The following is a 13,362-nucleotide window of genomic DNA, read 5'->3' as shown; positions in this document are numbered from 1 at the left end:
ACGGCAGGCCCGACAGACGTCCGGCCTGCCGCTCCCATATCCGGCGCCCGTCATGGAGAGAGTGATGCAAGATCTGCCCGCCGCCCTTCCCGGCTACGGCCCGCTGCGCCCCACCAGGATCCGCGTCGCCCAGACCGATCGGCGTCGCGGCAAGCTGCTTGAAAGCATCAGGGCGGCGATCGAGGCCTGCGACCTGCGCGACGGCGCGACGGTCAGCTTCCATCACCATCTGCGCGACGGCGACGGCGTGCTCAACCTCGTGATGGCGGCGCTGGCGCAGCGCGGGCTGAAGGATCTGCATGTCGCGGCGACCTCGATCTTCCCGGTGCATGCGCCGCTTCTGGAGCACATCGCCAGCGGCACGGTGACCCGGATCTCGGCCAGCTTCATCTCCGGCCCGGTCGGTGCCGCCATCAGCCGCGGCGCCCTCGACCTGCCGGTGGTGCTGCGCACCCATGGCGGCCGGGCCCGGGCGATCGCGCATGACGAGCTGAAGATCGACGCGGCCTTCGTCGCCGCGCCCGCCGCGGACGCGCTGGGGAACCTGTCGGGGCGCTCAGGGCGGACGGCCTGCGGCACGCTGGGATACCCGCTGACCGACGTGATGGCGGCCGAGCACGTCATCGCCGTCACCGACACGCTCGTGCCCTTTCCCGCTGCGGCGATCGACATCCCGCAGGACCGGGTCGACCACGTCGTGCTGGTCGACAGCATCGGCGACCCCGCCGGCATCGCCTCGGGCACCACGCGCCCGGCCGAGGATCCGGGCAGCCGCGCCATCGGCGCGCAGGCGGCCGCGGTGATCGCGGCGAGCGGGCTTCTGAAGGACCGCTTCGCGTTCCAGACCGGCGCAGGGGGCATTTCGCTCGCCACCGCCGCCGAGGTCGGACAGGCGATGGCCGCGCGCGGCGTCACCGGCAGCTTCTGCGCCGGGGGCATCACCGGCTTCCACGTGGAGATGCTGCGGGCCGGGCTGTTTCGCGGTCTGATGGACGTGCAGTGCTTCGATCTCGAGGCGGTGCGCTCCTACCAGAGCGATCCGCGGCACCAGGCGATGTCGGCCGCGGTCTATGCCGGCCCGCATGTCGGCGGCGCGGTGGTCGACCGGATCGACGCGGTCGTGCTGGGCGCGGCCGAGGTCGATCTCGACTTCAACGTCAACGTCACGACGCGGGCGGGCGGCGAGATCATCGGCGGCTCGGGCGGGCATGCCGACACCGCCGCCGGGTCGCGGCTGGCGATCATCACCACGCGGCTGACGGCGGCGGGCTTCGCCAAGATCGTGCCGCGGGTCGGCACGCTGACCACGCCGGGCGAGACGGTGGACGTGATCGTCACCGATGGCGGGATCGCGGTAAACCCCCGCCGCGAGGAACTGGCCGGTCAGCTGCGGGCCGCGGGTCTGCCCGTGGTCGGGATCGAGGATCTGGCCGCGCGCGCCGCAGCTGCCGCCAGCCGCCCCGTTCCGCCGCGCGCCGAAGGGCGCGTCGTCGCCGTGTCGGAGTATCGGGATGGCAGCGTCACCGATGTCGTGCGGCAGGTCGGGGACCCTGCCCGCCGCTGAGTTCGGGTCGTCTCAGGGGTCCGGCGCCTTGGCGCCGCTGCGCGACGCGCCTCCCGGCACTCGTTCCAAGGCCAGCAGCCTTGCGAGCCCTTCAGGGGCGCAAACAGGTCTATTCCGAGAGCATGGGGCCGATCCGCGTCGGCCCCATGCCGTCCGTCATTCCATATCGGTCTCAGCTCTCGGCCGCCGCGCGTGCCTCCGCGAATTCCGCGCGGATCGCGCGGCCATGCTGATCGAGCTCGGGCACCGGCCCGTAGTGGCGCGCGGCACCGTCGCGGTCGATGGCGCCAGGTGCCAGCAGCCGCAGCCTGCCCTGCGGGGTCTCGACCTCGACGAAGCGGTTCTGCGGGTGTTCGACCACGTCCTGCAAATCCGACAGCCGGCCGACCGCGATCCGGGCCTCCTCGAGCAGCGCGATGTTCGCCTCGCGGTCGGCGCGCGCCAGCCAGGAGGCGACCAGCGCATCGGTCTCGGCCCGGTTCGCGACGCGGTCGTTGTTGGTGCGGAAGCGGTCGTCGGTCGCCGCTTCGGGCGCGCCGAAAGCGGCGCAGAGCTGCGCCCATTCGCGGTCGTTCTGCACCGAGAGCAGCAGCGCCCGGCCGTCGGCGCACTCGAATGCGCCGTAGGGCGCGATGGTCGGATGCTTCAGCCCCTGACGCCCCGGCGTCTTGCCGCCGTAATGGTGCTGGATATAGGGCACGTTCATCCAGTCGGCCATGGCGTGGTAGAGCGACACTTCGATATGCCGCCCCTTGCCCGAGATGCCGCGCCCGATCAGCGCCTCGAGGATCGCCTGATAGGCGGTCATCCCGGCGGCGATGTCGCAGACCGAGACGCCGACGCGGGCCGGACCCTCGGGCGTGCCGTTGATCGCCGCCAGCCCCGATTCCGCCTGGATCAGCAGGTCGTAGGCCTTCTGGCGGGCGCGCGGCCCCTCGCTGCCATAGCCCGAAATCGAGCAGATGATGAGGCGCGGATCGCGGGCGCGCAGCCGCTCCGGCGCAAAGCCCAGCCGCTCGATCACGCCCGGCCCCATGTTCTGGATGAACACGTCCGCCTTGGCGATCATCGCGTCGAGCAGCGCCCGGTCGGCCTCGTCCTTGAGGTCGAGCGCCACGGATTCCTTGCCCCGGTTGAGCCAGACGAAATAGGCGCTGCCGCCCTTGGCCAGGTTGTCGTAGCCGCGGGCGAAATCGCCCTCGGGACGTTCGACCTTGATCACCCGCGCGCCGGCATCGGCGAGCTTCATCGAGGCGTAGGGCGCGGCGACGGCGTGTTCGAGGCTGACGACGTTCAGCCCGGCGAGATCGGTCATGGCATGTCTCTCCCGTGTGCCCCGATCGGGCAGTGCAGAGGTGAGGTGGGAACCGGCGCGGCCAAGGGGCCGCACCGCGGGTTTTAGGTCAGCGGCGGGCGCGCTTGGCGATCTCTCCGACGATGCCGGAGCGGAAGCACAGCACGCAGAGGATGAAAAGCAGGCCGAGTACCACGTTCACCGGAAAGCCGGTGGTTGCGAAATAGTTCTGGATCGTGACGATCAGGCCGGCACCGACCGACGGACCGGCCAGCGTGCCGACGCCGCCCAGGAGCGACATCAGGATCACCTCGCCCGACATCTGCCAAGCCACGTCGGTCAGCGTCGCGATCTGGAACACCAACGCCTTGGTCGCGCCCGCCAGCCCGGCGATCGCCGCCGAGAAGACGAAGGCGCCGAGCTTGTAGCGGTCGGCCCGGTAGCCGAGCGAGACGGCGCGGGTCTCGTTCTCGCGCAGCGCCTTGAGCACCTGCCCGTAGGGCGAATTGATCACCCGCCAGATCGCGAACATGCCGATCAGGAACACCGCCACGACGAGGCCGTACATGTTGAGCGTCTGGCTCAGGTCGATCAGGCCGAAGGCATGGCCGCGCGGCACGTTCTGAATGCCGTCCTCGGCATTGGTGAAAGGCGCGCGCAGGAACAGGAAGTAGATCATCTGCGACAGCGCCAGCGTTGTCATGGCAAAGTAGATGCCCTGCCGGCGGATCGCGATGGCGCCCATCGCGGCCCCCATCACGGCGGCGGCGAGGGTGCCCAGCAGGATGCCCGCCACCGGGTCGATCCCCCAGACCTTCACGCTGTGCGCGGTGACATAGGCCGCGCCCCCGAAGAACGCCGCGTGGCCGAAGCTCAAGAGGCCGACATAGCCCAGGAGCAGGTTGAAGGCCGAGGCGAAGAGCGCGAAGCACAGCAGCTTCATCACGAAGACCGGGTAGAGCAGGAAGGGCGCGGCGGCGAGCGTCACCAGACCGGCCGCCAGCAGCAGCGCCTGCAGCGGCAGGCGGCGCGCGCCCTGCCCCAGTTCGGGACGGATGTAGAGATCGGTGCTTTGCATGTCAGGCAGCCTTTCCGAACAGGCCCGAGGGGCGGAAGAAGAGAACCACGGCCATGATGGCGAAGACGACGATGTTGGCGGCCTCGGGATAGACCACCTTGGTCAGCCCCTCGCACAGCCCCAGCAAGAAGCCCGAGGCGATGGCGCCGCCGATCGAGCCCATGCCGCCGATCACCACCACCGCGAAGACGATGATGATCAGGTTCGAGCCCATGAAGGCGCTCACCTGGAACACCGGCGCGCCCATCACCCCGGCAAAACCGGCGAGCAGCGCGCCGAAGGCGTAGGTCGCGGTCAGCAGGACCGGCACGTTGACGCCGAAGGCCTCGACCAGCGGGCGGTTCTCGGTCGCGGCCCGCAGGAACGCGCCGAGCCGGGTGCGCTCGATCAGCGCCCAGGTGCCGAGGCAGGTGATCAGCGCCACGACGATCACGAAGACCCGGTAATGCGGCAGGATCATCCCGCCGATCATGCTCACGCCCGACAGCGCCTGCGGCTGCGAGAACGGCTTTCCGGCGACGCCGAACATGTATTGCGCCATGCCCTCGATCACCAGCGCGACGCCGAAAGTCAGCAGCAGCCCGTAGAGCGGGTCGAGCCCGTAGACGTGGCGCAGCAGCAGCTTTTCCATCGCCACCGCGAAGACGCCGACGAGGATCGGCGCCACCACCAGCAGCGCCCAGAACGGCAGGCCGAGCCATTGGCCCAGCAGGAAGGCGATGAAGGCGCCCATCATGTAGAGCGCGCCATGCGCGAAGTTGATCACCCGCAGCAGGCCGAAGATCACCGCGAGGCCGAGGCTCAGAAGCGCGTAGAAGGCGCCGTTGAACAGCCCCAGCAGGATCTGGCCGGAGAGCACCGGCATCGGGATTCCGAACAGTTCGGTCATGTCACACCCCCACCACGTCGGCGACGCGATCCGCATGGGCCTCGAGGCCTGCGCGGTCGAAATGATCGGTGATGCGGCCGTTCTCGATCAGGTAGAACCGATCGGCGAGACGCCGCGCGAAATGAAAGTTCTGCTCGACCAGCAGCATGGTCATGCCGTCGGCCTTGAGCTGCGCGAGCAGGCTGCCGATGGCCTTGACGATGACCGGGGCGAGCCCCTCGGTCGGCTCGTCGAGCAGCAGCAGCTGCGGCCCGGTGCGCAGCACCCGCGCCATGGCGAGCATCTGCTGCTCACCGCCCGACAGCGTGCCGGCGGCGGCGCGGCGCCGCTCGCGCAGGTTCGGAAATATCTCGTAGATCCGGGCCACGCTCATGCCGTTCTCGCCGATGCTCGGCAGCAGCATCAGGTTCTCCTGCACCGAGAGGGAGGCGAAGATGCCGCGCTCCTCCGGGACGTAGCCGAGACCGGTATAGGCGACCTTGTGACGCGGCATGCCGATCGTCTCGCGCCCGTTCACGCGGATCGACCCCTCGCGGCGTCCGAGCAGGTTCATCGCCGCGCGCAATGTCGAGGTCTTGCCCGCGCCGTTGCGGCCGATCAGCGCCACGGTTTCGCCGCGCCGGGCCTCGAGCGTGACGCCGTGCAGCACGTGGCTCTCGTCGTACCAGCCGTGCAGGTTCTCGATCTGAAGGATCGGCTCAGTCATCGTCGGACGCTCCGATATAGGCCTCTTTCACCACCGGGTCGGCGCGAACCTCGTCGAAGCAGCCCTCGGCCAGCACCCGGCCACGCGCCAGCACCGTGACCCGGTCGCACAGGTCCTCGACCACGCCGAGATTGTGCTCGACCATCAGCACGGTGCGGCCCTTGCGGACCTTGAGGACCAGCTCGGCCACGACCGCCACGTCGGCGGCGGCCATGCCGGCCATCGGCTCGTCGAGCAGCATCACCTTGGGGTCGAGCGCCAGCGTGGTGGCGATCTCCAGCGCCCGCTTGCGGCCGTAGGAGAGGTTGACCGCGACGTGATCGCGCAGGTCCTGCAGCCCCACCGCCTCGAGCAGCGACATCGCCTCGGCATCGAGCGCCCGCAGGCTGGCCACCGGCTTCCAGAACTGCCGGTCGAAGCCGTGCCGGCGTTGCAGCGCGACGCGCACGTTCTCCAGCGCGGACAGATGCGGGAAGATCGCCGAGATCTGGAAGCTGCGCACCATGCCGAGGCGGACCACCTCGGCCGGTTTCGTGTGGCTGATGTCGTGCCCGTCGAGCGTGATCTTGCCCGCGCTCAGCGTGTGAAACCGGGTGAGCAGGCCAAACAGCGTCGACTTGCCGGCGCCGTTCGGTCCGATCAGCGCGTGGATCGAGCCGGGCGCGACGTCAAGATCGACGCCGTCGACCGCCTTGAAGCCGCCGAAGGATTTCACCAGGCCGCGCGCGCTCAGGATCGGCTGCGCGGCGGTGTCGATGGCCGGCGCGCTCATGACGGGATCGTCCGCTGCAGCGAGGGCCGCGCGATGACGCGGGCGACATAAGCATCCAGCGCCGGGATCTCGGGCCGCCAGTGGGCGTCGGGAAAGCGGAAGTCGATATACTGGACCGCGTTGACCACGCCGATCTCGGCCAGCCCGATCTCGGTCTCGCTCAGCCGGTCGGCCATGGCGTCGAGCCGGGTCAGCCCCTCGACCATGGCGCGGCGGCGGCGCGCGGCCACGGGATGGGCGTCGAAGGCGGGGTTGGCGAGGTCGTCGGAGGTGATCTTGCGCCCGGTCATGATGTAGACCGCGGCGTCGATCACGCCCTGCGCGAGACCGGCGATCTCGTAGGCGCCGGGCGCGGGGGATTTCAGGTGCGATTCCTCGGGCGCGATGTCGCGGGCATAGGCGGCGATCACGTAGGATTCGGTCAGCACCGTGCCGTCATCGAGGACCAGTGTCGGCACCCGGCGGGCGGGGTTGATCTCGATCAGCTGCGCCGGATCGGCCCAGGGGTTGAGCAGGTCGATCTCGGGCTCGGCCCCGGCCTCGATCAGCGCCGCATGGGCGAGCCGGCCATAGGGCGATGTCGTGCTCTTCATCAGCTTCATGGGGTCATCCTCATGGAAGGCGCGCCGGGGCGCGGGAGACCCGCCCCGGACCAGGAAGGCCGGGGCGGGTCGTGGGATCAGTTGGTCTTCGCGGTCAGCGGGCAGCCGCTCTCCTCGGCGGTGAGGAACAGCTCCTCGCCGGGGATGCGGGCGACGATCTCGTAGAGATCGGCGGGGCCGGTGGACTCGTCGGGCGAATTCACCTCGACCAGCAGCATGTCGTAGACCACCCGGCCGTTATCGAGCATCTTGGCGTTCTCGAAGAAGCCGCTGTCGATCGGCAGCTCCTTCATCTTCGCGTTGACGGCCTCGGCGTCGTCGGTGCCGGCGGCCGCCACGGCCTTGAGGTAGTGGGTCACCGAGGCATAGGCCGCGATGTGGCCCATGGTCGGCACGTCGCCGCCATTGCGCTCCATGAAGCGGGTGCCCCATTCGCGGGTGGTGTCGTTCATGTCCCAGTAGCTCGACGCCGCCATGCGGATGCCCTGCGTGGCCTCGAGGCCCAGCGACTGCACGTTGTTGGTGAAGACCAGCATCGCCACCAGCTTGTCGGACAGGCCGTAATCGCGGGCCTGCTTGATCGCGGTCTCGAGATCGGGCCCGGCATTGGCGAGGCCAATCACGTCGGCGCCCGAGCCCTGGGCGGAGAGCAGCGCCGAGGCGAGGTCGGTGGTGTTGAGCGGGTGCACGGTCTCGCCCAGCACCTTGCCGCCGGCCTCCTCGACCGCCGCCGCGGCATCGGCCGAAAGGCCGTGGCCGAAGACGTAGTCGGCGGTCAGCATGTACCAGCTCTCGCCGCCCTCGTTCACCACGGCGCCGGCGACGCCGCGCGCCAGCTCGCGCGTGGTCGGGGCCCACTGGCTGCCGAAGGGCGCGCATTGGTCACCCGAGAAGTTCGGTGCGTAGCCGCCATTGACCAGCGTCACGATGCCCGCCTCGGCGGCGCGACCCTGCGCGGCGAGGCCCACGGCCGAGGAGCCGCCCAGCGTCATCACGTCGATCTGCTGCTCGTCGATGAAGCGCTGCGCCAGCGAGGAGCCGATATCCGGCTTGCCCTGGTGATCGGCGCTCAGCACCTCGATGGGTTGGCCCAGCACCTCGCCGCCGAAATCCTCGACCGCCATCTGCACCGCCAGCAGCGTGTTCGGGCCGCCATTGCCGGAATAGGTGCCGGTCATGTCGTCGAGCACCAAGAGCTTGACCTGATCGTCCTGCGCCAGCGCCGGGGCGGCGAGGCTGCCGGCCGCGAAGGCGGCGCTGGCGAGATATGTCTTCAGTCCCATGTTGTCTCCTCCCAGAGATCGATGCCATTTCGGGAATTGGTCCGCCCGGCCCGCGACGCGCGGGGCCCCGGGCAGTGTCGTTCAGCCGTGCCGGACCACGAGGGTGCGGGTGGTCGAAAAGTCGCGCAGCGCCGCGAACCCCTTCTCGCGGCCATGGCCGGATTTCTTCATGCCGCCGAAGGGCAGCTCGACGCCGCCGCCGACGCCGTAGCCGTTGACGAAGACCTGCCCCGCCCGGATCCGGCGCGCGACGCGCAGGGCACGTCCGCCATCCACGCTCCAGACCGCGGCGGCGAGGCCATAATCGGTGCCGTTGGCGAGGCGTAGCGCCTCTTCCTCGTCCGCGAAGAGCGTCACCGAGAGGACCGGACCGAAGATCTCCTCCTGGTTCAGCCGGTTGTCATGCGGCACCGGGCCGTAGACGCGCGGCTCGACGAAGAAGCCTGCCGGTTCGGCCCCCGCCGCGATCCGGCCCGCCGCCAGAAGCGGCAGCCCGTCGGCCTCGGCCTGGGCGAAGAAGCGCTCCACCCGGCGCTTCTGGGTCAGGCTGATCAGCGGCCCGAGCTGGCTGCCGCTGCCCGGCGGCCCCGCCTCCAGCTTGGAGAATGCCTCGGCCAGCTTCGCCAGCAGCGCGGCGCGGATGCCTTCCTGCACCAGCACGCGGCTGCCGGCCGAGCAGGTCTGCCCGGCATTGGCGGCGATCCCGGCGACGATGGCCGGAACCGCGGCGTCGAGATCGGCGTCGTCGAAGACCAGATGCGGCGACTTGCCGCCCAGCTCCAGGGTGCAGCCGATATGGTTGCGGGCGGCGGCGATCTGCACCAGCTCGCCCACCTCGGGCGAGCCGGTGAAGGAGATGAAGTCGATGCCCGGATGGGCCGAGAGCGCCGCCCCCGCCGTCTCGCCGCGCCCCGGCACGCAGTTGAGCGCGCCCATGGGCAGCCCGGCCTCGGCCGCGATCATGCACAGCCGGATCGGTGTCAGGCAGGCATCCTCGGCGGGCTTCAGCACGCAGGCATTGCCCATCGCCAAGGCTGGCGCGATGGTGCGGCCGAACATCTGGGCCGGCAGGTTCCACGGGATGATATGGCCGGTGACGCCATGCGGCACCGTTTCGGTCAGCGCGAGATGGCCGGGACGGTAGGGGATGGTGTCGCCATGCAGCTTGTCTGCGGCGGCGCCGTAATATTCGAAGTAGCGCGCGCAGGCCCGAATGTCGCCCAGCGCCTGCGCCATCGGCTTGCCGGTGTCGGCAGATTCAAGGCGCGCCAGATCCTCTTCCTGCGTCAGGATGGCGCGGCCCACTTCCGCCAGCACCCTGCCCCGCTTCAGCGCCGACCATGCGCCCCACTCGCCCGAAAGCGCCCGGCGGGCAGCGGCAACGGCGGCGTCGATATCGGCGGCGGTGCCGTCGGCGATGCGGGCGATCTCGTGCCCGGTGGCGGGGTCCAGCACGGCGAGGCTGCGGCCCGAGGCCGCGCCGTGGAAGGCGTTGTCGATGAAGATCCCGTCCGAGACGGCGGCGATGCGGAGCGTCGCCTCATCTGCCTGGATGTTCATGCCTGCCTCCCCGGTGCCGACCGCCCGCTCAGCGATGCGGCCTTCCTCTCCGGAAACAGGACTAGCAGCGGCGGGACCCGGCGCGGAAATACCAGCGTGGCATGGAGGCCATAGGCGAAAGCTATGGAGTGTGCAGTTCCTCGGCCCGCCAGATGCCGCGGCGCACGAGATCGGAGATCACCTCCATGGTGACCTCCTCGATCGCGCGGGCGGCGCGGGTCTGCGGCCGCGCCGGGTTGCGCACGAGATAGATCGACCGGCTGATCGCCGGGTCGACGATCGGCGCCATCAGCAGCTCGCCGCGCTGCACCCGGTCGAAGGCGGCCGCCGGGGCGAGGATGGTATAGCCGCTGCCGCGCGCCACCAGCGCCTTGATCTGGCTGAGCGCATCCATCTCCAGCACCACGTTGAGATCGACCCGGTTGGCGCGGGCGGCGCGGTCGATCAGCGCCCGAAGCCCATGCGAGCGCGAGGGCAGCACCAGCTCCACCTCGGCCAGATCGGCGAGCCGCACCGGCTGACCGGCGCGACTGCGGAACGGCCAGGCGTCGGGCGCCGAGAAGAAGCACAGCTCCTCGGTCATCAACGGCTTGTAGGCGAGATGGCGCACCGCCGAGACGTCGTAGAGCATCCCCATGTCGACCGATTGCTCGACCAGCCAGTCCTGGATGAAGCCGGACATGGCCTCGACCGCCCGCAGCTTCACCTTGGGCAACTGCATCCGCACCGTCTCGGCCAGCGGCACCGAGAGCACCATCGAGATCGAGGACGGAAGGCCGAAGCTCACCTCGCCCACCGGGTCGGCCCCCATCTGCTTCAGGTCGGTCTCGGTCTCGGCGACCCAGTCGAGGATCTGGCCGGCGCGCTGCAGCAGCAACTGCCCCGCCTCGGTCACCGCCACCCCGCGCGAGGAGCGCAGGAACAGCTCGACGCCGAGGTCTTCCTCGAGCTTTCGGATCTGCTGCGACAGCGATGGCTGCGCCACGTTGAGCTTCTGCGAGGCCGAGGACAGCGATCCTTCGGCGGCGATCGCAACGAAGTACTTGAGTTGGCGCAGGTTCATGACGGTCCTCCCGAGGGCAGTGTGAACAGAAGGCCGGAGGATGAGAAGAGGCCGCAGGGCAGAGGGACATGGAAAACCGGTTACGGGAATAGCCCGGCGCTCTGGGGGGCATCGCTGAATCGAATGGCCCGGGGGGCCGCGCCGGGGGTATATAGCGGCCCAGATCATGGCGCGTCCGTCGCGCCCCACCCGCCAAGGAGGCCCGCATGAGCACGCCCCGCCCCGTCCGAGGAAACGCCGCATGAGCGGTGTCGTCACCGAAGCGCATCTGGTCGACGGCATCGCCGAGGCGCTGCAGTTCATCTCGCATTATCACCCCGCCGACTTCATCACCGCGCTCTCAGCCGCATATGAGAGCGAGGAGAGCGAGAGCGCGCGCCACGCGATGCGGCAGATCCTCGTCAATTCGCGGATGGCCGCGATCGGAAAGCGGCCGATCTGCCAGGACACCGGCAGCGTCAACGTCTTCATCGAGGTCGGCGTGGAGGCGCGCACCGACTGGACCCGCTCGCTGCAGGAGATGGTCGACGAGGCGGCGCGCCGTGCCTACGCCTTCGAGGCCAACCCGCTGCGCGCCTCGATCGTGGCCGATCCGCTGGGCGCGCGCCGCAACACCCGCGACAACACCCCGGCGATGATCCAGACCGAGCTGGTGGCCGGCGACACGGTGTCGGTCACCGTTTCGGCCAAGGGCGGCGGCTCGGAGAACAAGACCAAGTTCGCGGTGCTGAACCCCTCGGATTCGGTCGCCGACTGGGTGGTCGAGACGGTGTCGAAGCTCGGCGCCGGCTGGTGCCCGCCCGGGGTCATCGGGCTGGGCGTCGGCGGCAGCGTCGACAAGGCGATGGCGATGGCCAAGAAGGTGCTGAACGAGCCGCTCGACATGTCCGAGTTGCGCGCGCGGGGGGCGGAGACCGCCGAGGAGAAGCTGCGGCTGGAGCTTTACGAGCGGATCAACGCGCTGGGCATCGGCGCGCAGGGCCTCGGCGGCCAGACCACCGTGCTCGACGTGAAGGTGGCGAGCTTCCCGACCCATGCCGCATCGCTGCCGGTGGCGCTCATTCCGAACTGCGCCGCCACCCGGCACCTGCACTTCACCCTGTCGGGCGAGGCGCCGGTCTTCACGCCCCCCGACCTGTCGCTCTGGCCGGATCTGGGATTGGGCGAGGCCGGCGGCCGTCGGGTCGATCTCGACACGCTCGACCAGGCGACGCTCGACGGGCTGGAGCCCGGCGAGACCCTGCTTTTGTCGGGACGGCTCTATACCGGGCGCGACGCGGCGCATCGGCGAATGGTCGAGATGATCGACCGGGGTGAGGACCTGCCGGTCGATCTGAAGGGACGCGCGATCTACTATGTCGGCCCGGTGGACGCGGTGGGATCGGAGGTGATCGGCCCGGCCGGACCGACCACCTCGACCCGGATGGACAAGTTCACGCCGAAGCTCCTGGCCGCCAGCGGGCTCAAGCTGATGATCGGCAAGGCCGAGCGCGGCCCGCAGGCGATCGAGGCGATCCGCGAGCATGGCGCGGCCTACCTGATCGCGGTGGGCGGCGCGGCCTATCTGGTGTCGAAGGCGATCCGGTCGGCCCGGCCGGTGGCCTTCGAGGATCTCGGCATGGAGGCGATCTACGAGATCGAGGTGGAGGACATGCCGGTGACGGTCGCGGTCGACACGCAGGGCCGCTCGGTGCACCAGAGCGGCCCCGCCCGCTGGCGCCGCGACGTGCTGATCCTCGCCTGACATGACACGGGCCGCGGGATCATCCCGCGGCCCGTGTCTACCGAAGGTCCAGTTAGCTCAGACGGTGCGACCGCCATCCACCTCGAGGATCACCCCGGTGATGAACTCGGCCTCGTCGGAGCCGAGATAGAGCGCGGCATTGGCGATGTCGCGGGGCTCGGACAGCCGGCCCAGCGGGATCGTGGCGATGAACTTCTCGCGGTTTTCCGGCGTGTCGGGCACGCCCATGAACTGCTCCAGAAGCCCCGTGACCCCCATCACCGGCGCGATGCCGCAGACGCGGATCCGGTCGGGCGCCAGCTCCACCGCGAGCGACTTGGTCATCAGGTTCACCGCGCCCTTGGACGAGTTGTACCAGGTGAGGCCGGGACGCGGCCGGATGCCCGCCGTCGAGCCCACGTTGAGCATCACCCCACCGCCCTGCTCGCGCCAGAGCGGCACGCAGGTCTTGGTCATGTGAAAGATCGAGACGACGTTGATGTCGTAGATCTTGCGGAAGGTCGCCTCGTCGGTCTCCATCAGGGGCCGGTTCGGGTTGGTCCAGCCGGCATTGTTGACGACGATGTCGAGCCTGCCGAAGGCCTCCATGGTGGCGGCCACCGCCGCCTCGACATCCTCGGCCCGGCTGACGTCGCAGCGCAGGGCGATGGCGTTGTCGCCAAGTTCGTCCGCCACGCGCCGCGCGCCCTCCTCGTTCAGATCGACGATGGCGACCCGCGCCCCCTCGCGGATATAGGCCTCGGCGATGCCCCGGCCGAAGCCCGATGCGGCGCCCGTCACCAGCGCCGTCTTGCCCTCAAGTCTCAT

At 69.7% G+C, this 13,362-nt stretch carries 12 protein-coding genes; 2 read left to right on the top strand and 10 right to left on the bottom strand.

Features of this window, described 5'->3' with window-relative positions; translation table 11 throughout:
* Positions 1 to 64 precede the first annotated feature (64 nt).
* Entirely contained in the window at positions 65 to 1,564 is a 1,500-nt protein-coding gene (citF, locus tag T8T21_RS02655) for a citrate lyase subunit alpha (RefSeq protein WP_322336701.1), read from the top strand.
* A gap of 172 nt (positions 1,565 to 1,736) precedes the next feature.
* On the opposite strand, the gene T8T21_RS02650 is transcribed toward citF, so the two are convergent.
* From T8T21_RS02650 to T8T21_RS02610, 9 genes are all read right to left on the bottom strand, one after another.
* Complete coding sequence (locus tag T8T21_RS02650) at positions 1,737 to 2,879, bottom strand: CaiB/BaiF CoA transferase family protein (protein ID WP_322336700.1); 1,143 nt, start codon at positions 2,877 to 2,879, stop codon at positions 1,737 to 1,739.
* An 88-nt stretch (positions 2,880 to 2,967) separates the two neighbouring features.
* Positions 2,968 to 3,936: a branched-chain amino acid ABC transporter permease gene (locus T8T21_RS02645; RefSeq protein WP_322336699.1), complete on the bottom strand. Its 969-nt coding sequence runs from the start codon at positions 3,934 to 3,936 to the stop codon at positions 2,968 to 2,970.
* Between the two features lies 1 nt (position 3,937).
* On the bottom strand, positions 3,938 to 4,825 hold the full coding sequence (locus tag T8T21_RS02640) for a branched-chain amino acid ABC transporter permease (protein WP_322336698.1): 888 nt from the start codon (positions 4,823 to 4,825) through the stop codon (positions 3,938 to 3,940).
* A gap of 1 nt (position 4,826) precedes the next feature.
* Positions 4,827 to 5,531, bottom strand: a complete 705-nt coding sequence (locus T8T21_RS02635) for an ABC transporter ATP-binding protein (protein ID WP_322336697.1) — start codon at positions 5,529 to 5,531, stop codon at positions 4,827 to 4,829.
* Positions 5,524 to 6,303, bottom strand: coding sequence for an ABC transporter ATP-binding protein (locus T8T21_RS02630; RefSeq protein ID WP_322336696.1), 780 nt, complete (start codon positions 6,301 to 6,303; stop codon positions 5,524 to 5,526). The genes T8T21_RS02635 and T8T21_RS02630 overlap by 8 nt, the downstream gene beginning before the upstream one ends.
* The gene (locus T8T21_RS02625) at positions 6,300 to 6,905 is read right to left on the bottom strand and encodes a glutathione S-transferase family protein (RefSeq protein WP_322336695.1); all 606 of its coding nucleotides are present in this window, start codon (positions 6,903 to 6,905) and stop codon (positions 6,300 to 6,302) included. Before T8T21_RS02625 ends, T8T21_RS02630 begins: the two co-directional genes overlap by 4 nt.
* Positions 6,906 to 6,982: 77 nt before the next feature.
* Positions 6,983 to 8,188 carry an ABC transporter substrate-binding protein gene (locus T8T21_RS02620; RefSeq protein WP_183468768.1) on the bottom strand — a complete coding sequence of 402 codons (1,206 nt, stop codon included), beginning with the start codon at positions 8,186 to 8,188 and terminating at the stop codon, positions 6,983 to 6,985.
* Positions 8,189 to 8,269: 81 nt separating this feature from the next.
* Positions 8,270 to 9,748 (bottom strand): aldehyde dehydrogenase family protein, encoded by a 1,479-nt coding sequence (locus T8T21_RS02615; protein WP_322336694.1) that lies wholly within the window; start codon positions 9,746 to 9,748, stop codon positions 8,270 to 8,272.
* Positions 9,749 to 9,869: 121 nt separating this feature from the next.
* A complete protein-coding gene (locus tag T8T21_RS02610; RefSeq protein ID WP_183468764.1) occupies positions 9,870 to 10,811 on the bottom strand; it encodes a LysR family transcriptional regulator in 942 nt (313 codons plus the stop codon).
* 241 nt (positions 10,812 to 11,052) lie between these two features.
* On the opposite strand from T8T21_RS02610, the gene T8T21_RS02605 reads away from it, so the two are divergent.
* The gene (locus tag T8T21_RS02605; RefSeq protein WP_322336693.1) at positions 11,053 to 12,555 is read left to right on the top strand and encodes a fumarate hydratase; all 1,503 of its coding nucleotides are present in this window, start codon (positions 11,053 to 11,055) and stop codon (positions 12,553 to 12,555) included.
* A gap of 57 nt (positions 12,556 to 12,612) precedes the next feature.
* Here T8T21_RS02605 and T8T21_RS02600 read toward each other — a convergent pair whose 3' ends face one another.
* Positions 12,613 to 13,362, bottom strand: coding sequence for an SDR family oxidoreductase (locus T8T21_RS02600; RefSeq protein WP_322336692.1), 750 nt, complete (start codon positions 13,360 to 13,362; stop codon positions 12,613 to 12,615).

This window comes from Limimaricola variabilis (assembly GCF_034371605.1).
Taxonomy (GTDB): Bacteria; Pseudomonadota; Alphaproteobacteria; order Rhodobacterales; family Rhodobacteraceae; genus Limimaricola; species Limimaricola variabilis.
This window is presented reverse-complemented; position numbering and strand designations above follow the sequence as displayed.